This is a genomic window from Sinomonas sp. (assembly GCF_036848755.1).
Lineage (GTDB): Bacteria > Actinomycetota > Actinomycetes > Actinomycetales > Micrococcaceae > Sinomonas.
This window is the reverse complement of record NZ_DAIUJO010000045.1, coordinates 1-21,661: the sequence shown is the minus strand read 5'-3', so window position 1 is coordinate 21,661 and position 21,661 is coordinate 1. Positions and strand designations below refer to the sequence as shown.

Sequence of the window (21,661 nt, the reverse complement as noted above, 5' to 3'; positions counted from 1 at the left end):
GAGAAGACATCGGGGCGGCTATTCTTCGGAGGCGCGGCGCACGCCCATGAGCTGGGATGCCCAGTGCCCGGGGTCTGCGACGACGAACTGGCGTCCTGTCAGCGCCACGGGGACGATCCGGACAAAGAACGCCTTCGACCCGTGCTGCCAGGGAAACAGCGGAAGAGTCAGGGCATCGACGATCTCCGTCGTCTGGAGCACAGGCTCGAGACCGCCCTTGATGACGACCGACCACGCCTCGTTGGTCGCCGGCTCGAAGCCGTCGACCTCGAAGGCCACGCGTGCTCTGTCCATGGACGCGGCGATCTTGGTCCCGGGGTCCGACCGGAACACGACCGTGCCGCGGTCCACCACGTAGTTGATGGGAAAGAGCTCCGGATACTCGGCGCCGGAGATCGAAAGCCGCCCGACGACCATGGTGCGCAGCCGCGCCCAGCACTCCTCGCTCGCGAGTTCGTTGACCTCCGGGTACCGCATCGACCGCGTTGTCATGGCCACAGTCTAGGTCTGTCACGTCGCCTCAGGCATGGGCTCAAAGTCCTCTTCTCACCGTCTCCGGTAGTAATCCCGCCAGACCAGACGGTGGATCGGAATGAGCCGCGGGATCGAGCGCAGCCCGGGGATGAACGGAAGGAACATGAGGGCCAGGGTCAGCAGCACCATGATGCCGACGATCACGAGATCGGCGTTCGCCAGCCCGTTGAACGGCGGAATCTGGTACCAGAACGAGAACAGCCACAGCCACGACTGGCCGGGGTAGTTGCCGGTCTCGTTCATCATCCCCCACTGGTCACCGGTCAGGTGCTGGCTGTCGGCCAGGCCCGGGAAATACGTCCCGTCGCCGAGGAACAGCACTGTCTTGGTGCGGTCGAGCCCTGCGAGGGTCCCGCCGTCGAGCGCGCCCTCGAGGGTGCCCTTCTGCGCCATCGCGAGCAGCGCCGAATCCAAGCCGGGGACTGGCCCGTAGTCGCCGGGAGCCGCCTTGGCGGGGTCGCCGTCCGGCGCCTTGGAGAGGGCGTCGGAGTAGGCAGCGGTCCAGTCGGTGCGCTGCTTGTCGCTTGCAGCGTTCCACGCGGCAAGCCCAGCCGGCGGCTGCGGGAGGGTCCCGAGGGGACCGAGAACGAAATCCTGCGCCGTGTCCACGGGCAGCCGGACTCCGGAGAGGCTCTGCAGGTCGATCGGCCCCAGCGTCTGGCTCGCACCCTGCGTCGAGTTGTAGGGGGGCCCGTACTGGGCCGTGGTGCTCGTCCCGCCGAGCTCGGCGGTGGCGGTCGCCACGAAGTCCGACGGCGCCGTCGTCGCCCACTGCTGAAGCGTGACGGGCGCATCGTCCGGGGAGCCGACGACGGCGGCGAGACCCACCGTGAGCAGGCCGACTACGACAAGCGCGTAGACGAGCTCCTTGACGAGGTCGTACTCGCGCACCGCCCCGCGCCACGGCCTGCGGTCGAGATCCCTCGTTCCGCGGTTCGGCCTTTCGGGGCTCGGGGCTGGACGTTCGGATACGGCAGTCACAGCGCATCACCTTCCTTGGGCGTGAGGGTCTCCGCCGCCTCGAAATCGTGGGTGCCCCTGATCTGCGCGTCGGTCTCGGCGGCCTCGAGCGGCGGCACGACCCCGCGCGCCCGCACGAGGAGCACGTGGAGGACGACGACGGCCCCCACCGCGAGCGGCAGCAGCACGATGTGCCACATGAGGATCTGGCCGAGGTTGGCCACGTTGAACCACGCACCGACCCCGACGGCGTTGAGCGCGTCCTTGGCCTGGAACGCGATCCACTCGGAGTCGAAGTTGGTCTGCAGGAGGTATCCCGTGAACGCCGTCACGATCGAGACGACGAACGCCAGAACGCCGGTGATCCAGGTCAGAGCGCGGCCGCCGCGCCAGGACGCCATCCAGAACTTCCCCCACAGGTGGATGACCATGAACATGAAGAACAGCTCGACACTCCACAGGTGGGTGCTGTTGATGAAATGGCCGAAGGCCGAGACGTGGTACCAGGCCGGCCCGTTGAGGGCAAGGACGAATCCGGAGACGATCACGTACCCGAGGGACGCGATCGACGCCATGCCGAAGACGTAGATCCAGGACGCGACGTAGCTCGGCTGCGTCTCGGGCAGCAGCTTGTCCGGAGGAAGGGTCCGCAGACCCCACTCACGGAACCGTCCCGTCCACGAGATGATGCGGCCCCCGCCGCCCTGCTCCGCGCTCATTTCCTGCCCCTTCCCCCGGGGAACGGCAGGAACAGCGCCACGACGAACAGCACGACCATCGCGACGATGACGAGGAGGTTCCCCAGCTGAACGGTAAACGGTCCCCATCCGAGGTAGATCCCTTGGGCGGCGAGAAGGCTCGCGGCCTGAAATGCTGACAGATTCACGTGATGATCGTGGCCGCCGGGAAGGGATCCCCACTAGAGCCGTTCGGCCCGCCTGAGCATCGTGCTCAACGCCGCCCGCGCGCCACGCCTCCCGCACGGTGGACCCGCGGCCGTCCGGTGTGCACGAGGAACGGCACGGCGCGCCGGTGCACCCGGGCGTGGGAAGCGTGCACGGCGTGTGCGGGAATCGCAGGGACCGCGCGAACGGCAAGGCGGGCCGCCTGCTCCCGCAGTGCCCGGGCGTCCATGGCGCGGTAGAAGAAGTGCTTCGCAACTTCGACGAGGACGAGGTAGAGGGCGACCATTCCCACGAGCGCGAGGAAGAACGGGGCAGGGAGCGGCCTGAAGCCGATGAGGGAGCCGAACGCCGTGTACGGGATGAGGGCTCCGAGGGCCACCACGGCGATGACGCTTGCCGTGAGCGCCTTCGACGCGGCGCTTCGGAAGAACGGGATGCGCCGGGTGCGGATCGCGAAGACGATGAGCGTCTGCGTCGCGAGGGACTCGACGAACCAGCCTGCCCGGAACTCCTCGGGCGCCGCGCGGAACACCCAGAGCATGAGCCCGAACGTCGCAAAGTCGAACAGCGAGGACACCGGCCCGAAGACGACCATGAAGCGCCGGATGAGGCCGATGTCCCAGTGGGCCGGCTTGCGGAGCTGGTCCTGGTCGACGTTGTCCGTGGGGATCGCGAGCTGGCTCGTGTCGTAGAGGAGGTTGTTGAGCAGGATCTGTCCGGGCAGCATCGGCAGGAAGGACAGGAAGGCACTCGCAGCCGCCGCTGAGAACATATTGCCGAAGTTGCTGCTCGTGCCCATCAGGAGGTACTTGATGGTGTTCGCGAAGATGCGCCGGCCTCCGACCACCCCGTCCGCGAGCACCCCCAGGTCCTTCTCGAGGAGAACGACGTCGGCGGCGTCCTTCGCGACGTCGGCGGCGCTGTCCACCGAGATCCCGACGTCCGCCCGGTTCAGCGCGAGAGCGTCGTTGACGCCGTCGCCGAGGAACCCCACGGCGTGGGTGCGCCGCAGCACCGTGACGATGCGCGACTTCTGCTCCGGTGAGACACGGGCAAAAGCCCGGGCGCCGATCGCCGCCGAGGCAAGCTCGTCGTCGTCCATGGCTTCGACCTGGGCTCCGGTGAGGACACTGCTGCTTGTCATCCCCAGCACGGACATGACGTGTTCGGCGACCAGGGCGTTGTCCCCCGTGGCGATCTTGACCTCGATGCCCAGCGCGGCGAGCCGGTCCAGCGACTCCCGGGCGTCGGCCTTGGGGCGGTCGATGAAGGTCAGGAAGCCCGCGAGCCGGAGGGGACCCCCGTCCGGCCCGCTGGCCACCGCGACCACCCGTGCTCCGCGCCGGAACAGCTCCTCGAGCCGGCCCCGCGTCTCACCGGGCACATCGGAGCAGCGTTCGAGGACCGCCTCCGGCGCGCCCTTGAGAATGCGCAGCGGCACGCCGGTCCCATCCCCGTCGACGAGCGTCTCCATCATCCGGGTCTCATGGTCGAAGGGTCGGAGGCCGAGCCGACGTCGGCCCGCAAGGCGCCCCGGCAGCTCTGGGAAGGCATCCCAGAGCGCGGCGTCGACCGGGTTCTGCCCCGCGCCGGAGGCCGCGGGCGAGGACGGGTCCGCCTCGCAGCAGAGCACCGCGAGCTCGGCGAGCCGTTGCGCGGCGCCGGGGAGGGCCGGCTCGGCGGCCTGGGCCTCCTCGAAGCCGATCCGGCCTTCCGTGAGGGTCCCGGTCTTGTCCGTGACGAGAACGTCGAGGTTGCCCAGGTCCTCGATCGCGAGGAGCCGCTTCACGAGCACGCCGTCCTTGGCCAGGAGACGCGAACCCGCGGCAAGGCTCGTGCTGACCACGGCGGGGAGCAGCTGGGGCGTGATGCCCACGGCGATGGCGAGCGAGAACAGGACTGAGTCGAGAAACGGCCGCGCGAGGAGGAGATTGACCCCGAGGATCCCGACGGTGAGCGCAATCCCCACCCACAGGAGCATGAGCGAGAACTCCTTGAGGCCGCGTTGGAAGGCCGTCTCGGGCAGGCCCTGGGCGAGGCCCTCTGCGATGTGGCCGAAGGCCGTAGCCTTCCCCGTCGCCGTCACGACGGCGCGGGCCGAACCCGAGTGCACCACCGTCCCCATCAGGAGGCAGTCCGTGAGGTCGCCGAGGCTCGAGGCCTCGGGGACCGGATCAGGACTCTTCTCCACCGGGGCCGACTCGCCCGTCAGGACGCCCTCGTCCGTCTCCAGTTCATCTGCCTCGAGGACGCGGGCATCCGCAGGGACGATGTTGCCCAGGCTGAGCCGGATGAGGTCCCCGGGAACGAGCTCGCGCACCGGAAGCGCACGTTCCATGCCGTCGCGGACCACGACGACCGTGTGGCTGATCCGCTCGTGCAGATCCGCAGCGGTGCGCTCGGCCCTGAACTCGTTCACGAACCCGAGCAGACCGCTCCCGAGAAGGATTCCGACGATGATGGTCGCGTTGAGCCGGTCCCCCGTCGCGAAAGACATGGCCGCGGCCGCCACGAGAAGCGCCTGGAGCGGGCTCGCGAACTGGCGCGCCAGCACATGGGGCCAGCTGACCCGCCGTGCCTCGAGCACGTTGGCCCCGAGTGCGAGCCGACGTGTCGCTTCGCCTTGGCCCAGCCCGGAAGGCGTGGAGCCGAGTGCGCCCAGCAGGTCGGCGACCGGCATGGCCGCGGCGCTGGCCGCGGGGATCTGGACCAGAGCCGGGAAGGTCTGGAGGCTCACGAGGCACACTCTACGGGGAGTTGTCCCTGCGCGGGACCTGCAACTCGCCACTGGCCCCGCGGTGCGATCGCTGGTACAAGTTGGCCATGACACGGTCGCCGACGTGGGACGCCGCCCGCCCCCCTTTCGATGCGGTCGTCTTCGACCTCGACGGTGTCGTCACGGACACGGCGGTCGTGCACGAGGCCGCGTGGAGGGAGCTCTTCGATTCCGTCCTGAAGGATCCGAGGGCGGCCGAAGGGGCCGACACTTCGCCCTTCACCCGGCGCGACTACCTCGATCTCGTGGACGGCCGTCCGCGCGAGGAAGGGGTCCTCTCGTTTCTCGGCGCCCGCGGCATCTCCGTCCCGCGCGGGGACGCCGATGACCCGCCCGGCCGCTGGACCGCCTTCGGACTCGGGGGGATGAAGGACCAGCTCTTCAGGAAGCGCCTCGAAGAGGACGGCGTCTCGGTGTTCGCCGGGACCGTGGACCTCCTCGAGCGCCTGCGGGCCGGCCGCGTGCCGGTTGCGCTGGCCACGGCCAGCAGGAACGCCCGCGCGGTCTTGCAGTCCGCACACCTCGAGGACGCGTTCGACGTCGTCCTCGACGGCGTCGAAGCCGATCGCCTCCACCTTCCCGGCAAGCCCAGCCCTGACACCTTCCTCGAGGCGGCGCGCAGGCTGGGTGTCGAGAGTGCCCGCGCCGTCGTCATCGAAGACGCGGCTGCCGGCGTCGAGGCGGCGCACCGGGGAGGCTTCGGCCTCGTCGTCGGAGTCGACCACGGCGGCCGCAGGGCCGAACTCGAAGAGGCAGGTGCCGACGTCGTCCTCGACGACGTCGGCGAGCTCGATCTCGGCCTCGTCATCGCAGACCCGTGGCTGCTCGTCTACGAGGGCGTGGACGCCGGCCACGAGGGGCACAGGGAGGCCCTCACGACCCTCTGCAACGGCTATCTGGGCGTCAGAGGTGCCGCACCGGAAAGCGGAAGAGGCGGCATCGGATACCCGGGAACCTATCTGAGCGGGGTCTACAACCGGGTCGTCAATCTCGTCGAAGGCCGCGAGACCGAAGACGAGCATATGGTGAACGGACCCAACTGGCTTCATCTCGATCTGAGGATCAGCGGCGGGACCTGGTGGTCGCAGGGCGGCCTCACTCTCGTTTCCGAGCGCCGGGTGCTGGATCTGCACGAGGCAGTCCTCATCCGAGAGGCCATCGTCGCGGACGACGACGGCCGTCGGCTCAGGGTGCGCCAGCGCCGTTTCGTGTCCATGGCGGACCCTCACCTCGTGGCCCTCGAGAGCACCGTGACCGCCGAAGGGTGGAGCGGGGAGGTCTCAGTCCGAAGCGGCGTGGACTTGGACATGAGCAACGAGAACGTCTTCGAGGACTCGCTGCTGGCCCGGCGCCACCTCCGCGACGTCACCGGGTTCGACGACGGGGCAGCGGACGACGAAGCAGCAGACGACGGCGGAACAGGGTACGGGGCGGGACCTGGAATTCTCGTTGCGGAGGCGGAGACCATCCAGAGCCACGTGCGGATCGCGACGGCGATGCGGACCGTGGCGGACGGCGGGCCCCACGCTCGGGGAATGGCCGGACGGGTCGGCGAACTGCACTTCCATCACTTCGTCCTCGCGTTGGATGACGGGGTTTCGGTCCGCATCGCGAAGACCGCCGCCTTCGCCACCTCCCGCGACAGGGCCATCTCGTCTCCGAAGGCAGCGGCGACCGCGGTCCTCGAGCGTTCCGCACAGACGTTCGAAGAGCTTCTTGCCGAGCACTCGGCGGCGTGGAAGAGGCTGCTTCCGCTGTTCACGGTGAGTCTCGAGGGGGCCACGCATGTGCAGCTCGTGGTGAACCTCCATGTGTTCCACGTCCTGCAGGTCCTCGCCCCGTTCGTCGCCAACCTGGATGTTGGTGTTCCCGCCCGCGGACTCCACGGCGAAGGCTACAGGGGCCACGTCTTCTGGGACGAGCTCTTCGTGCTGCCGCTCATCACTTCGCGGCTCCCCGCCGTCGCCCGTTCCCTCATCGCCTACCGCTGGCGGCGCCTTCCGGCGGCGCGGCAGGCTGCCGCCGCCCAAGGGCTCGAAGGAGCGCTCTTCCCATGGCAGAGCGGAAGCGACGGGCGCGAGGAAACCCCCGAGTGGATCTTCAACCCGCGGTCGGGGCACTGGCTGCCCGACCGCTCGCGCCTTCAGCGCCACGTCGGTCTGGGCATCGCGTTCAATGCCTGGCAGTACTTCGAGGCCACGCGTGACAGGTACTGGCTGCTCCAGCAGGGCGCCGACCTCGTGATCGAGGTCGCCCGGCTCTTCGCGTCGCTGGCCGACTACGACGCGGAGGATGACCGCTTCCACCTTCGGGGGCTCATGGGGCCGGACGAGTACCACACCGGATACCCTGAGCGGGAAGGCGACGGCCTCGACGACAACGCCTACACGAACGTCATGGCTGCCTGGGTGTGCCTCACGGCGTGCCGCGTCCTCGAGGTCGTGCGGGGCCACGACAGGGAAAGCCTGATCGAACGCCTCGAGGTCCACCCCGAAGAGCAAGAGAAGTGGGAGCACGTCAGCCGCAGGATGGCTGTTCCCTTCCACGACGACGGGATCGTGAGCCAGTTCGCCGGCTACGGAGACCTCGCGGAACTCGACTGGGAGGCCTACCGGGACAAGTACCACAACATCGAACGGCTCGACCTGATCCTCGAGGCGGAGGGCGACACCACGAACCGCTACAAGCTCTCGAAGCAAGCGGACGCCCTGATGCTTCTCTACCTCCTCGGCCACGACGAGCTCATCGCCCTCCTCCACCGACTCGGGTACGCGACGACGCCCGGACAGCTGTCCCGGACCGTGGACTACTACCTTGCTCGGACTGCTCACGGCTCGACGCTCAGTCGGGTCGCCCATGCGTCGGTCCTTGCGGGCATGAATGCCGAGAGGGCCTGGGAAACCTTCCGGGAGGCCCTCGACGCCGACCTCGACGACACTCAGGGAGGCACCACGCGCGCAGGCGTGCACCTCGGTGCCATGGCGGGCACCCTCGACGTGGTCCAACGCAGCTTCTCAGGGCTCCGCCTGACGGCAGACGCCCTCGTCTTCGCGCCGCAGCTGCCCACCGAACTGCGCTCGGTCGGCTTCCGGGTACGCTATCGCGACCAACTGCTTGAGGTCCGGCTCGAACATGCGCGGCTCTCCGTCACGTCAGCGCCGGGCGACGCCGCACCCGTGCGTCTCCGACTCGGGCGCGAGGAGGTTCTGCTCGTGCCCGGCGGCTCGCATCATTTCCGCCTTCCGCACCGGTAGGCTTCGCCTGACAATAGGAAAGGCTCCGAATAGGAAAGGCTCCGAAGCGTCGCACCGTGCGGGGCGGCGAATGGAGGGTGCAAATGTCGGACGAGATGCCTCGGCGGGTTCAGGACCTGCTGCACGAGTTCGTCGAGCGCGCCGAAGAACTCGTCCGCATCCAAGACCACTTGAACAGCCTCATGGTCGCCGTCATCTCGATCGCCGAGGACCTCTCGCTCCAATCGGTGCTCGAACGGGTCGTCCGCTCGGGCTGCGAGCTCGTGGGCGCGCGCTACGGGGCGCTCGGGGTGATCGACGAGGACCAGAGGCTCAGCCACTTCATCACGGTCGGCATCGACGACGAGCAGGTACGCCTCATCGGCGACCTTCCCACCGGCCATGGAGTCCTGGGGCAGCTCATCCGGGATCCCAAGCCTCTTCGGCTGCACGACCTCCACCAGCATCCCGTCTCCGTGGGCTTCCCGGAGAATCATCCGTCTATGAGGACGTTCCTCGGCGTCCCGATCCGGGTCCGGGACGCGGTCTTCGGCAACCTCTACCTCACTGAGAAGGAGTACGGGCAGGACTTCACGGTCGAAGACGAAGAATTGGCGATGGCGCTCGCCGCCGCGGCCGGCGTCGCGATCCAGAACGCCCGCCTCTATGAGACGAGCCGACGGCGGCAGCGGTGGCTCGAGGCTGGCATGACGTTGAGCGAGGAACTCATCTCCGACGGGGCGCGGGCTCCGGACGAAGACTTGGATCTCGTCGCCGAACGGGCCCTCGAGGCCTCCGAGTCGGTCCACGCGATCATGGCCGATCGCACCCACACCGATCGCGACCAGGGCGAGGAGCCCTTCCTTTCCGCGAGATCGTCGGTCGGCGACCTCGCTCTCCCGCAGGGCGCCCGGGTCCCCTCCCTGCCGGTCCTGGAGAAGGCTGAGGAGGAAGGGCGCCCGATCCTGATCCGCGAGCCCTCGACGCTCTTCGACGAAGGGACCGCGGAGAAGCTCGGGGACGTTCTGGCCATACCGCTGGGGCACGGCAGCCAGCCGGGGCCAATCCTCCTCTTGGCACGGCGGCCGGGCACCGGTCCCTACACCCAGGCTGAGGTGGATTCCGCGGCAGTCTTCGGCTCGCACGTCGGCCTCGCCCTCGGCCTCAACCGGGCCCGCCGGCGGAGGGAAGAGACGCTGATCGGGATCGACAGGGACCGCATCGCACACGACCTCCACGAGCTCGTCATCCGGCGTCTCTTCGCCGTGGGCATGAGCATCCAGGGTCTCCGCGGCTTCAGCAGCGGATCCGGCAGCGAAGCAAAGATCGCCGTCATCACCAACGAGCTCGACGAGAGCATCAGGGAGCTCCGGAGCACCATCTACTCCCTGGAGGAGGGAAGCCGCCCGAGCGAACAGCCGTTCTCACGCACCCTCGTCGACCTCGTGGGCGGCGCCGTACGCGACGCATCCGTGGTCCCGGAGTTCAACGTCGCGGGACGCATCGACGACATCCCCTCCCCCATCGCCCGCCAGGTCCTCGCCGTGGTGTCCGAGGCGGTGAGCAATGCGGTGAAGCACTCTGGGGCGACCCACCTCACGGTCTCCGTCACCGCCGAGCCCCGGGGCCTTGAGGTCCTCGTCGAAGACGACGGGCAGGGCTTCGACGGCCCGGCGAGGGTCAGCGGTCTGGCCCACATGCGGCATCGGGCAGATTCCCTCGGAGGGGACTGCACCGTGGACTCGTCTCCCGAGCACGGGACCACCGTCCGCTGGCGGATCCCGCTTCCCCCGGCAGGCTAGGCGCCATGGACCCCTGGACTGCGCTGCTCCTCGGGCTGATTCCCATCGTTGCGGCAGACGCATTCTTCCCGTCGGTCCCTGCCGAGGTCGCCGTCGCCACGGCCGGTTCCCTCGCGGCCGAGGGAAAGTTCGGCCTGATGACGGTCATCCTGCTCTCCGCCTTGGGATCGTGGCTGGGCGACGCTGCCCTGTACCAGCTCGTCAAACACAGCCTGAGCCCCCTCGTGGACCGGTGGCGCTGGGGCCGGAGGCTCCAGAGCGGCACGCAGGAAGCGATCGACATGCTGGGCCGTTCGGGCGCACTGGTCACCATCATCGGCGCCCGCTTCCTGCCCGGGGGCCGCCTCGCGTCCTCGGCCACGGCCGGCCTCTCGGGAATGCGGGCCCGCTCCTACCTCGTCGGCGATGCCATCGGCGGGTTGCTCTGGTCTGTCTGGATGGCAGGCATCGGATTCGCAGCGAACACGACGACGGCGCTGCCCTTCTGGGCCTCGGCGCTCGTCGGCGCCGGTGCAAGCACGCTCCTCGCCTCAGCCGTCGCGGGCATTCTGGCACTCCGGCGTCGGCATCGGCATGCTGCTGCCGATCGGACCGACGGCCCTGCCGGGGCTGCCGGCGGCGTCAGAAGCAAGCGGCCGAGGTCTTCTTAGAGCCGTCTTAGACGCCACCGTGCACCATGGTCGTCATGACTTCCCTCTTCCGTTCTCCGAAGGGAACCGGCCGTGCCTGACCTGACCTCTCTGCTTTCCGGCTCCGGGCCCTGGCTGATCGGGATCGTGGCGTTGATCATGTTCATTGAATCCGGGCTGCTGTTCCCCTTCCTGCCCGGGGACACTCTCCTTTTCTCCCTCGGCGTCCTCGGGCCGCACCTCCCGCTGCCGTTGCCCGTGCTCGTCCTCGTCGCGACCCTGGCCGCGATCGCCGGGAACGAGGTCGGCTACGTGCTGGGGAAGGCCGCGGGCAGGCGGTGGTTCCGCGAGGACGCGAGGATCCTCAAGCTCAAGCACCTCGAGAGCGCCGAGGCGTTCTTCGCCCGCTACGGCGGGCGAGCGCTGGGCCTGGCTCGGTTCGTGCCCGTCGCCCGGACCTACACCCCGCTCGTGGCCGGGGCCGCCAGGTATCCCCGCCGCCGGTTCCTCGGCTGGAACGTGCTCGGCGCCGCGGCCTGGACGGTCTCCGTCGCGCTCGTCGGAATGTGGCTCGGACACGTCGAATTCGTGGCGAAGAACATCGATGTGCTCGCCACGCTCCTCGTCCTGGCCTCAGTCGCCCCGCTCGGCATCGAGGCCCTCCGGCGGAAGGCCAGCGCTCGCAAGGCCAGCGCTCGCCAGGCCAGTGCCGGGAAGGCCAGTGCTGGGAAGGTCGAACCCGCCGAAGCCAGCACCGACTGACGCGCGGTCCTCTGGCCGGGCCCGCGGGGCTGCGCACCTCTCAGCGCAGCACGGGCAGCCCTAGGGCAGCACGAGCAGCCCGAAACCCACGAGCATGACGGCGGCCATGAACGTCGAAGCCGCCGTGCGCCGTCGTTCGCTCGCTCCCTGGCCCGAACCGCGGGAGGTGAGGGACTTGAGCAGGAGTCCCGCGAACACGACGAGAGCGACGACTGACAGCAGCAGGCAGGCCCAAGAGGCTACGGCGGGCCAGCCCGAGAGGCTCCGGGTCATGGCCTCCGCGGAAGCGCCGCCGGCGGGAGGCGCCGGTTCGCTCATACCCGGCATGGAAGTGGCGGCGCGGAGGGCCATCGCCGTGTGCCTCTGCGCCTGCATCGACGCCATGGATACGCCCATCGCCACGTACATCCAGGCCATCGCCGCCATCATCGCGAGGTGATACCACAGCAAGGCCCCCCGGTGCTGGTGGCTTTCAAGCCCGGACGAGGAAGGGCGACGCTCCGGGACGAGGATCTGGTACCCGTAGACGGCCGCCGCGACCACAAAGACGCTGGCCCCGAGCCAGGGCGGAACGACAGTGCCGAACGGCCACACCATCGCGACCATCCCGGCGGCCATGACGAGGTGGAGGCCCGCGTTGAGGCGGGTCCGGAGTCCGTGCCGGGATCCCAGGTCGGGAATGTAGAACGCGACCACCGTGGCCGCGAGAAGCGTCACGAGGGTCTGGAGGACGAGGTTGTCGGTCACGCAGTTCTCCTTCCGGGTGCCACGACTCCGTGTCGGGTCGTGGCACCGGCGGGCGGTAGGATCGTGGGCCGGAGGTGGAGCATGGGTGATCGTCGGCCGCGGGGGCAACTGGAGGGCGCCGTGCTGCGGATGCTCTGGGAAGCCGATCGCCCCGTCAGCGCCAAGGATCTCGTGGCGGGTTTCGGGGCTGAGGATGCGCCGGCCCTGACCACCGTGCTCACGGTCCTGGAGCGCCTCCGTGCCAAGGGCCACGTTGTTCGGACGTCCGGCGACGACGGCACGGCTCGCTTCGCGCCAGCACAGCCCGAATCGAGCTTCGTCGCAGGGAACATGCTGACCGCGCTGACCGACAGCAGGGATCGTGGGGCAGCGCTCCTGCAGTTCGCCGGCCATCTGCGGGACGAGGACGCCGAGCTCCTGCGGCGCGCGTTGGGCGCGACGCAGCGGAAGCCTTCAGTATCCGATCCGCGCGAGGGCGGAACGCGGTGAACGTCGCCCTGTCGCTCCTCGGCGCCGCGCTCCTCATCACGCTCGGCGGGATTGCGGCCCTCACCGCCGGGACGTGGCCCCTGCGCCGGCCTCGCCTCGCGCTCGCGCTGTGGAAGGCGATCATCGCCTCGTTGGCCGCCTTCTCGCTCTTCGCTCTCGCGTGGTGCGTCACCGTGGCGGTCGCGGCCGACGACGGCGCCCGGCTCCCCTGGTTCGCCTCCGCGGCAGCGATCGCCGCAGCGTGGGGCGGCCTCGCCGTCGCCGGTGGGGCCGCGTCCGCCCTCGGGGTGCGGATGAACCAGCTCAACGCCGCAGATCGTGAGGTCCGCGAAGAGGCGGAGAGCCTCATCATTGCGTGCGCGCCGCATCCCTCGCGCGTCTTCGGCCAGGACATCACGGTGATCGAGGCGGCGTCCCCGCTCATCTTCTCCGTCCCTGGCCGCACGCCGGCCATCGTGCTCTCGACCGGCGCGCAGGAGAGGCTCGACGAGGAGCAGCTCCGCGCCGTCGTCGAGCACGAACGGGCTCACATGTCCCAGCGGCACGATCTGGTCCGCCGGCTTGCGCTGCTCGGCAGCTCGTGCCTGGCGGGGCGTTGCGGCAGCCGCCGCTTCGAGCGGGCCGCGAACCTGCTCATCGAACTCGCCGCGGACGACGCGGCCGCCCGAGTCTGTGGTCCAGAGCCCCTCGCCGGCGCCCTCACCGCTCTCTCCGCGACAGGGGGCGGCGAGGCCATGCGGCTGCGGGCGGCCCGTCTGGCGGCGCGGCACCACGGGGCTTCGTTCCTCGCGACGCACTAGGGCACCTCTCGCGCCGCGCTCTCGCGGGTGACGGATTCGAAGGTGCGCAGCCGAAGGCTGTTGGAGACGACGAGCACGGACGAGAGGGCCATGGCTGCGGCGGCGATGAGCGGGTTGAGCAGACCGAAGGCCGCGATCGGAATCGCCGCGATGTTGTAGCCGAATGCCCACACGAGGTTGAGCCGGATCGTGCGTAGGGTCCGGCGCGAGAGCAGGATCGCGTCGACGACCGAGCCGAGGTCGTCGCGGACCAGGATGATGTCCGCCGACTTCATGGCGATGTCGGTGCCGCGGACCATCGCGAGGCCGAGCTCGGCCGTCGCGAGGGCCGCGGCGTCGTTGATCCCGTCGCCGACCATCGCTACCCGGTGGCCTTCCGACTGGAGCCTCGCGATGGCCTCGGCCTTCTCGGCTGGCAGCACTCCCGAGAGCACCTCCTCGATGCCCGTTGCGGCAGCCGCGGCACGGGCCGGGGCCTCCGCATCGCCCGTGAGGAGGATGCTCCGGAGGCCGAGAGAGCGAAGCCGCGCGACGGTCGGCGCCGCCGAGGGCTTCACGTCGTCTGCGACACCGATGACGCCGCGGACCGTGCCGTCCACGGCGACCAGGACGGCGGTGGAACCGTGTGAGTGGAAGCGCTCGACGGCGGCCGCGGCCTCCGCGGGCATGGCGAGTCCTCCCTGGTCGAAGAGCCGCGGTCCACCGACGGTGACGCTCGCGCCGTCGACCTCTGCGCGGGCACCGAGCCCCGGCAGCGCCGCGAAACGCGCCGCGGTCGGAAGGTCGTCCCCGAGCTTCGTCCGGGCCGCGCGGGCGACGGCCTTCGCGAGGGCGTGCTCCGACGCGGCCTCGACAGCCCCTGCCCAGCGCAGGAGGTCACCTGTCTCGCTGCCGCCCAGCGGCTCGATGGCGGTGACGCGCATAGCTCCGGTCGTGAGGGTTCCCGTCTTGTCGAAGACGACCGTGTCGATCGCCCCGCTGGCCTCGAGGGCGTCCTGCCCCTTGATGAGGATGCCGAGCTGGCCCCCGCGCCCCACGCCGACCATGAGCGCGGTCGGCGTCGCGAGCCCGAGGGCGCACGGGCACGCGATGATGAGCACGGCGACACCCGTCCCGAACGCATCGCGCGGAGCAGCGCCAGCGAAGAGCCACGCAGCCATCACCAGGACGGCCACGACGATGACGGCCGGGATGAAGTACTGCGACACGCGGTCCGCGAGGGTCTGGATGCGGGCCTTGCGCCGCTGGGCCTCCTCCGCGAGCGCAGCCATCTGCGCGAGACGCGCCTTCGGCCCCACCGCGGCCGCCCGGATCTCGAGGCGTCCGCTGAGGTTGACGGTTCCCCCGACGACGTCGGACCCGGGCATTACCTCCACCGGCACCGATTCGCCGGTCATGGGGCTCGTGTCGATGCCCGAGGCGCCGTCGGTCACGGTGCCGTCCGCGGCAAGCCGCTCGCCGGGGCGCACGACAAAGGTCTCCCCCACCCTCAGCTCGCCGACCGGGACAACGCGCTCGAGCCCTTCACGGAGCACCCGGACTTCCCGCACGGCGAGGGAGGCGAGGGCGTTCAGGACGTCGCCGGCGCGCCGCCGCGAGCGGGCCTCGAAGTAGCGTCCGCCGAGCTGGAAGGTGATCATTCCGGCCGCGACATCGAGATAGATCGCATCGGCCCCTTGGGGGGTGACGCCGAATCCGAGCCAGTAGCCGGGCCCCGACGAGCCGATCACGAGCGTGACGACGGCCCAGCCGAACGAGGCGAGGCTGCCCAGAGAGACGAGCGTGTCCATGCTGAGGGAGCCACGCGCGAGGCCGCGGAGCGTCGCGCGGTGGAACGGCCACGCCGCCCAGGCGACGATCGGGATCGCGAGGAGCACGCACACGAGCTCCCAGTCCGGGAAGCGCCAGCCCGGGACAAGGGCGAGGAGGATGGTCAGGTCGCAGAGCGGGATCGTGAGGATCGTCGCCACGGCCAGACGGCGCCGCAGCGAGCCTATGCGCGTCTCAGCAGCGCGCGCTGACCATACGTCGTCGTCCGCATCGCGGACAGCAGCGCCGTAGCCGGCCTTCTCGACGACGCGGATCGCCTCGGGCGCCTGCTCGGGACGGACGCCGTGGACGACGGCGCGCTCGGTCGCGAAGTTCACCACCGCATAGACGCCGTCGAGCTTGTTGAGCTTGCGTTCGATCCTCGCCGCGCAGGCCGCGCAGGTCATGCCGGAAATGGTGAGCTCGATGGGCTCGGTGCCCGTTTCGCCCACCGTTGCTGCCAGTCCCGCCCGCGTCATGAGCGATCCTCCAGAGGAGTCGGATAGCGGCGCTCGGACAGTTGGCCGAGCATTTCGTTGTACGCCTCGAAGCTCTCGTCGAGGCCCGAGTCGAGGTGCCGATCCAGTCGCTTCGTCTCGCGGCGGTCCTGCCGCGCCCATTGCGTCAGGAGCGCAAGGACGACGACGAGCAGCGGCAGCTCCCCCGCGGCCCACGCGATGCCGCCGCCGGTGTACTGGTCGGAGTGGAGGTCCGGCCACCAGGGCCGGGTGAGCCACTGGTAGAACTCCTGCGCGATCACGGTGCTGCTCGTCATGACGATGACGCCGAAGAATGCGTGGAACGGCATCGCGGCCAGCACCAGGCCCAGTTTGCCGAGGTGCGGCACGGGGCGCGGCGGCTTGTCGACGCCGATCACGAGGCTGTAGAAGAGATAGCCGACGATCAGCAGGTGGACGTTGAAGAGCTGATGCGCCCAGTGGTAGCGCATCGCCTGCTCGAAGATCGGGGTGAAGTACAGGACGTAGTACGAGCCGATGAACTCCACGAACACCCAGAGCGGGTTGTTCAGGTGCTGGAGGAGCGGCCAGTGCAGGATCGACTTGACCCATTCGTGCGGACCGGGCGCGCGGCCCGCTGGGGCAGGGGTCGTGGCCCGCAGGGCCAGCGTGAACGGGCCGCCCAGGACGAGCAGCACCGGGCAGAGCATGTTGAGGCTCATGTGGAGGATCATGTGGAGGCTGAACGACGCGTCGGCGTACTTGCCGAGCCCCGACGAGGTAGTCAGGACGACGCACAGCCATCCGAGGAGCCACGCGATGGTCCGGCCGAGGGGCCAGCCGTCGCCACGGCGCCGCAGCCGAGCGACCGCGAAGAGGTACAGGCCCGAGCCGACGACCGAGACGACGAAGAAGAACGTGTTGAGGCGCCAATCAAGCGCCAGCACGGCCGGTGTCGGGGTCGCGTTGACGTCATAGCCGAAGAACAGCTGCATGATCGACGTCGGGGCGAAATAGTTCGGCGGCGGAATGCGCGACATCGCGACGTCGAGCCCGCCCATGGCCGACATGAGGACGACGGCGACGACGCCGACGTGCCGCATCCTGGCCCGCGCCTCGCGCACATCCGCACCCGGCAGGCCGCGCAGGCGGAGCAGCAAGGCGCCGAGCGCCGCCAACAGCGCGAACCACGCGCCGAGGAGCCAACCGGTGGCGCTCGAGAAGGGCGCGGACCCGTCGAGCAAGAACCAGGCCTCGACGCCGCCGAAGAGCGCCATGGTGCCCCAGCAGACTGCCGCAAGGCGCCGGTAGCGCTCGATCGTCTGGGCCCAGATCGCCTTGCGCGCCAGGAGACGGTACGTCAGGACGGCCGTGACGCCGAAGAAGGCGGTCTCGGCGGGAACGGCGTAGATCGCGGCGTCGCTGCCGAAGTCGTGGTTGGGTCCGACGAGGACCTGCGTGACGAGCACCGGACCGAGGACGCCGGCGAAGGCGACTGCCAGAAGCGCGAGCCCCGCTGCCCAATGCCGTGCCAGACGGATTCCTACGAGGACCACGAGGGCGCACAGGCTCGTGACGATCCAGGCACCCGGCAGGTAGGAAGCCTGGATGAGGTAAGTGAACGCGCCGGGGTCCAGGACGTGGGCGAGGGGGAATCCGTTCGAGTCCGCGCCGTCGACGGCGATGAGCGCGAGCGAGGCCGCGAGCCACACCGCGGACGACGACGTCACGAGCCGAGCGTCGCCAGGATCGGCACGCGGCGGCCGCAGCTCGCCCGGGCGCCCCCGAAGGAACGCAGCCTGGAACAGTCCCCCGACGCACAGCGTCGACGCCGCCCACGCGACGACGTGCAGGAGCGTGCTCGCAACCGCGGTGCCGATTCCGGGGAAGTCCCTGCTGAGCTCGCGATAGGGGGCCGCGCCGAGCGTGAGCGCCGTCCCGAGCGCTGTCGCCAGAGGAATGATCGCGCTCCACCAGAGGTGGGCCGCCGAGGGCGTCGAGCGCTGGACCGTACTGGGTGCCGAGGAAGCCATCGCCGGACACTCTACATGATGTAGAACAGGCTTCTCTGGGAGTGGTCGAGTCATGGCAGAGGGCTCACGAAGCGGCAACGATCCGGTGCAGGACGTGCTCGGTGCTGAGCCACCCGCAGAGGGTTCCGTCGGAGTCGATCACAGGAAGGCCGTCCGTCTCCCCGGCGGCGAGGACAGCCTCCACGGCGGCATCGAGCCCCTCTTCCCTGTCCAAGGCCGCGGTCGCCTGGGCGAGTGCTCCCACGGTGAGGCGGTCGGCGTCGTCCTCGGCCTCGAAGCCCGCGGCGAGGGTGGCTGGGGTGATCACGCCGGCGAATCTCCCGCTTCCGTCAACCACGGGAAGGGCTCCGCCTGCTTCCACGAGCAGCCTGCCGGCTTCGCGGGCCGAGAGGCTGTCGACGACCGCCTGGCGGGCGGGACCCATCGCCTCGGCAACCGTGTGCCCGCGGAGCATCCCAGCCCCCCGGGCCGGCGCCGAGATGTCGACGCCGCGCCGGAGCAGCTTGCGGGTGTAGATCGTGTCGCGGCTCACCAGCGCAGAGACGGCCGTCGCGACGAGGACCGCCAACAGGATCGGCAGGATGAGCGAGTACTCCCCGCTGAGTTCGAAGATGATCAGCCCGGCGGTGATGGCCGCTCTGGTCGACCCGGCGAAGACGGCTCCCATGCCGACCAGAGCGAAGGCGCCCGCGTGGCCTGCCAGCGACGGGAAGACCAACGCTGCGGCCTGGCCGAACGCTGCTCCCGCTGTCGCACCGACGAACAGCGAGGGTGCAAAGACTCCCCCGGACCCGCCGATTCCGATGGTCAAGCTCGTGGCCAGGATCTTTGCGGCGGCCAGGAGCAGCAGGAATCCGAGCGCGTAGTGTCCCAGGACGCTGTTCTCGAGCACCGGATAGCCGACCCCGTACATCTGCGGGAGGGCCAGCAGCAGGCACCCGAGCAGCAGCCCGCCCACCGCGGGCCTGAGCCATTCCGGGCCGCGCCAGAGCCAGTCGCAGAAGTCCTCGATCGCGTAGAGGATCTTGGAGAAGAGCACTCCAATTCCCCCTGCCACGAGGCCGAGGAGGGCGAACAGGAGCATCTCGGCGGGGTTCGAGACCGTGAACGCCGGCAGCTGCAGGAACGGATAGTTTCCGAGGAGGGCCCGGCCGACGACAGAAGCGGCGATCGAGGAGAGCATGACGGCGGCGAACGAGCGGGCGGCGAAATCCCGCAGGATCAGCTCGAGCGCGAAGAACACGCCCGCGATCGGTGCGTTGAAGGTGGCCGCGATCCCACCCGCGGCACCGCATGCCACGAGGGTCCGGAGCTGGGCCTCTGAGGACCCGGCGAGCGTCCCCAGCCGCGAGCCGAGCGCCGAGCCGATCTGCACGATCGGCCCCTCCCGGCCTACGGATCCCCCTGAGCCGATGGTGAGGGCCGAGGCGAGGGCTTTGACGACGGCGACGCGCCCCTTGATCCTCCCGCCCTTGCGGGCGACGGCGTACATCACCTCGGGAACCCCGTGCCCCCGGGCCTCCCGGGCGAAGAAGTGCACGAGCGGACCGTAGACGAGGCCGCCTACGGCCGGGGCAAGCACCACGAATGCGGGCCCGAGCCATGGCACCCAGTGGTTGGCCGGATGGCCCTGGGTGCCGGCGTAATCGGCCGCCCCCGAGAAGAGCTGCGTGGCTCCGACGATGAGCCAGCGGAAGGCTACCGCCGCCAGGCCGGCTCCCAGGCCCACGATGACGGAGAGGATCACGAGGGGCAGCGACCCCACCCCGAGCCTCTCACCCACGCCGCGCCCGAGCGCCCTGATCCTGGAACCGCGAACGGCGGCTGACGGCACCGGAGGACCTCCTAGAATGTAGAATGACAACATTTGCATGATGCACATGTTTTGAAGAAGACAATAGCAGGGAAAGGAGGCCACCATGGCACCCATCGCGAGCCAGGCAGAGGGCAGCGGCGTGTACGACGAGGTCGAGGCCGTTCTGCGCGCCTCGCGCGCGCTGCTCGGAGTCGTCGCCCGGTCCGTGGCTGAAGCCCTCGAATCGGTCACCCTCCCGCAGTTCCGGGTCCTGGTGGTCCTGGCCAGTTCCGGTCCCGTCCCGATCGGGATCCTCGCAGCGAAACTGGGCAGCGTGCCCTCGACGTTCAGCCGCTTCCTGGACCGCATGCAGGAGGCAGGCCTCGTGACCAGACAGCCCAGCCCCGACAGCCGGAGGGAGGTCTTGATTGCCCTGCAGCCACGGGGTGCAGCCATCGTCGAGGAGGCCACGGAACGACGCCGGCTGGCCATCGGCGAGATCCTCGAGGGTCTCGACAGGACCGAGCGGGCCGCGATCGTCGCGGCCATGGACGAATTCTCGGCGGGCGCCCGCGCGCCCGCTCCGGAGACGCTGCTGATCCTGGGCCTCTGAGAGGACCTCCCCTCGTCGAGACTCTGCCCTCGTCGAGGATCTGCCCTTGTCACCTGGCTTGCTAGGCACCCTTTGGCGAGGGGCTGCTTCAGCTTCCTTTCGCTGAGCCGGGCTCTCGTAGGAACCTTGCCAGGGAGGGCATTGTCATCTTCCCCTGCCCTTGCCCGCCGGAGCGGGGGGAGCCGCCGGCGCGGCCGAGGGCGGAGGGCTGGAGCCGTTCGTCGACGCGCCCGAGGCCGGGTGGCTCTGCGTGGGCGTAGCGGTGATGAGATTCTGGGGCGGCGCGTCGAAGTTGCCGTGGTCGTAGTAGCCGAGCGCCTGCTGCATGTACCGTGCCCACTGCGGGCCGGCGATGTAGGCGCCGTCGACGACGGGGTAGAACTGGCCGTTGACGGTCAGATTTCGGCCGATGCGCGCGGTGGAGTTGAACGGATCGCCGAAGAAGGACGCGGTCGCCAGGCCCTTCGTGTAGCCGACGACCCATGTCTGGTTGTTGTACTGATTGGTGCCGGTCTTCATCGCGTCCGGGACACCCAGCTTCTCGGGGATGAGCAGGCCCGAACCCTTCGTACCGACGTCCTGCAGGACGTTCGTCGCCGCCTGGGCCACGCCCGGCTTGAGGGCGTCCGCCTGGCAGCTCTGCGTCTGGCCGCCGATCTTGTGGCCCTGTGCGTCGTCGACCTCGGTGATCGAGATGGGTGTGCAGTAGGTGCCGTCGGCGGCGAACGTCGCGAACGCATTCGCCATCGTCAGCGGAGCGACGTTCTCGCCGCCGAGCAGGTTGCCCAGGGTCGAGAGGTTCAGCTTGTCCCCGGCCTTGTCGCCCTTGTGAAGGCCGAGGGCATCCGCGGCCCGCTGGATGTCGCAGAAGTCGTTCAGCCCCGCAGCGGAGGCGAACGTAGCGGTGTTGATCGACTGGGCGATGCCCTCCCGCACACTCATCGGGTAGTACCAGTTGGGCTCGTCGTTCTGGAGGTCGTTCGTCGCGCCCAAGCCGACCTCGGCGTCGTCGTACGCCCCGACAACCTTCGAGCAGGTGTCCCGCCAGGGGTAGTTCAGCGGGTACACGCGTCGCGAGGCGTCCACGACCTGGTTCGTCGGCTTGCCCTCGTCCAGCCACGCGGCGAGGGTCACGGGTTTGAGCGTCGAGCCGGGCTGCATGCCGCCGACCCCGCCTAGCGGGTTCCCGCTCGCGTCCGCGCTGTCGACGTTGAAGTTGTAGGCCGTGACGAAGTCCGTGCCCTGGCCGGAGAGCATGCGCGAGTTCTGCGCCATCGCCACGACCTTGCCGGTGCCCGGCTGGATCGTCACGAGGG

The 21,661-nt window shown here is 69.5% G+C and carries 17 protein-coding genes; 7 read left to right on the top strand and 10 right to left on the bottom strand.

Annotation, left to right across the window (positions count from 1 at the left end; all coding sequences use genetic code 11):
* Nucleotides 1-18: 18 nt before the first annotated feature.
* The 5 genes from V7053_RS09230 to mgtA all read right to left on the bottom strand — a co-directional run bounded on the left by V7053_RS09230 (nucleotide 19) and on the right by mgtA (nucleotide 5,136).
* Entirely contained in the window at nucleotides 19-492 is a 474-nt protein-coding gene (locus tag V7053_RS09230) for a pyridoxamine 5'-phosphate oxidase family protein (RefSeq protein ID WP_334171984.1), read from the bottom strand.
* Between the two features lie 54 nt (nucleotides 493-546).
* On the bottom strand, nucleotides 547-1,515 hold the full coding sequence (locus V7053_RS09225; RefSeq protein WP_334171983.1) for a hypothetical protein: 969 nt from the start codon (nucleotides 1,513-1,515) through the stop codon (nucleotides 547-549).
* Entirely contained in the window at nucleotides 1,512-2,213 is a 702-nt protein-coding gene (locus V7053_RS09220; RefSeq protein ID WP_334171982.1) for a cytochrome b N-terminal domain-containing protein, read from the bottom strand. The genes V7053_RS09225 and V7053_RS09220 overlap by 4 nt, the downstream gene beginning before the upstream one ends.
* A complete protein-coding gene (locus V7053_RS09215; protein WP_334171981.1) occupies nucleotides 2,210-2,380 on the bottom strand; it encodes a hypothetical protein in 171 nt (56 codons plus the stop codon). Before V7053_RS09215 ends, V7053_RS09220 begins: the two co-directional genes overlap by 4 nt.
* 65 nt (nucleotides 2,381-2,445) lie before the next feature.
* Complete coding sequence (gene mgtA / locus V7053_RS09210; RefSeq protein WP_334171980.1) at nucleotides 2,446-5,136, bottom strand: magnesium-translocating P-type ATPase; 2,691 nt, start codon at nucleotides 5,134-5,136, stop codon at nucleotides 2,446-2,448.
* Nucleotides 5,137-5,222: 86 nt separating this feature from the next.
* Between mgtA and V7053_RS09205 the strand changes: the two genes are divergently transcribed.
* The 4 genes from V7053_RS09205 (at nucleotide 5,223) to V7053_RS09190 (ending at nucleotide 11,601) form a co-directional block, all read left to right on the top strand.
* Nucleotides 5,223-8,429: an HAD-IA family hydrolase gene (locus V7053_RS09205; protein WP_334171979.1), complete on the top strand. Its 3,207-nt coding sequence runs from the start codon at nucleotides 5,223-5,225 to the stop codon at nucleotides 8,427-8,429.
* Nucleotides 8,430-8,512: 83 nt separating this feature from the next.
* On the top strand, nucleotides 8,513-10,210 hold the full coding sequence (locus V7053_RS09200) for a GAF domain-containing sensor histidine kinase (protein WP_334171978.1): 1,698 nt from the start codon (nucleotides 8,513-8,515) through the stop codon (nucleotides 10,208-10,210).
* Nucleotides 10,211-10,215: 5 nt separating this feature from the next.
* Nucleotides 10,216-10,860 (top strand): DedA family protein, encoded by a 645-nt coding sequence (locus V7053_RS09195; RefSeq protein WP_334171977.1) that lies wholly within the window; start codon nucleotides 10,216-10,218, stop codon nucleotides 10,858-10,860.
* Between the two features lie 72 nt (nucleotides 10,861-10,932).
* Nucleotides 10,933-11,601 carry a DedA family protein gene (locus tag V7053_RS09190; protein WP_334171976.1) on the top strand — a complete coding sequence of 223 codons (669 nt, stop codon included), beginning with the start codon at nucleotides 10,933-10,935 and terminating at the stop codon, nucleotides 11,599-11,601.
* Between the two features lie 60 nt (nucleotides 11,602-11,661).
* Here the strand turns inward: V7053_RS09190 and V7053_RS09185 are convergent, their stop codons facing one another.
* Nucleotides 11,662-12,348: a DUF5134 domain-containing protein gene (locus V7053_RS09185; RefSeq protein ID WP_334171975.1), complete on the bottom strand. Its 687-nt coding sequence runs from the start codon at nucleotides 12,346-12,348 to the stop codon at nucleotides 11,662-11,664.
* An 81-nt stretch (nucleotides 12,349-12,429) separates the two neighbouring features.
* Here V7053_RS09185 and V7053_RS09180 point away from each other — a divergent pair, with 81 nt between their 5' ends.
* A complete protein-coding gene (locus V7053_RS09180; protein WP_334171974.1) occupies nucleotides 12,430-12,837 on the top strand; it encodes a BlaI/MecI/CopY family transcriptional regulator in 408 nt (135 codons plus the stop codon).
* On the top strand, nucleotides 12,834-13,637 hold the full coding sequence (locus V7053_RS09175) for a M56 family metallopeptidase (protein ID WP_334171973.1): 804 nt from the start codon (nucleotides 12,834-12,836) through the stop codon (nucleotides 13,635-13,637). The genes V7053_RS09180 and V7053_RS09175 overlap by 4 nt, the downstream gene beginning before the upstream one ends.
* Here V7053_RS09175 and V7053_RS09170 read toward each other — a convergent pair.
* The 3 genes from V7053_RS09170 to V7053_RS09160 form a co-directional block, all read right to left on the bottom strand.
* A complete protein-coding gene (locus V7053_RS09170) occupies nucleotides 13,634-15,925 on the bottom strand; it encodes a heavy metal translocating P-type ATPase (protein WP_334171972.1) in 2,292 nt (763 codons plus the stop codon). The genes V7053_RS09175 and V7053_RS09170 overlap by 4 nt on opposite strands.
* A complete protein-coding gene (locus tag V7053_RS09165; RefSeq protein WP_334171971.1) occupies nucleotides 15,922-17,937 on the bottom strand; it encodes a cytochrome c oxidase assembly protein in 2,016 nt (671 codons plus the stop codon). Before V7053_RS09165 ends, V7053_RS09170 begins: the two co-directional genes overlap by 4 nt.
* A gap of 64 nt (nucleotides 17,938-18,001) precedes the next feature.
* The gene (locus V7053_RS09160; RefSeq protein WP_334171970.1) at nucleotides 18,002-19,771 is read right to left on the bottom strand and encodes a chloride channel protein; all 1,770 of its coding nucleotides are present in this window, start codon (nucleotides 19,769-19,771) and stop codon (nucleotides 18,002-18,004) included.
* A gap of 85 nt (nucleotides 19,772-19,856) precedes the next feature.
* Here V7053_RS09160 and V7053_RS09155 point away from each other — a divergent pair, with 85 nt between their 5' ends.
* A complete protein-coding gene (locus V7053_RS09155) occupies nucleotides 19,857-20,345 on the top strand; it encodes a MarR family winged helix-turn-helix transcriptional regulator (protein WP_334171969.1) in 489 nt (162 codons plus the stop codon).
* Nucleotides 20,346-20,489: 144 nt separating this feature from the next.
* On the opposite strand, the gene V7053_RS09150 is transcribed toward V7053_RS09155, so the two are convergent.
* Nucleotides 20,490-21,661: penicillin-binding transpeptidase domain-containing protein (locus tag V7053_RS09150; RefSeq protein ID WP_334171968.1), on the bottom strand; the 1,172-nt coding region annotated here is incomplete at its 5' end.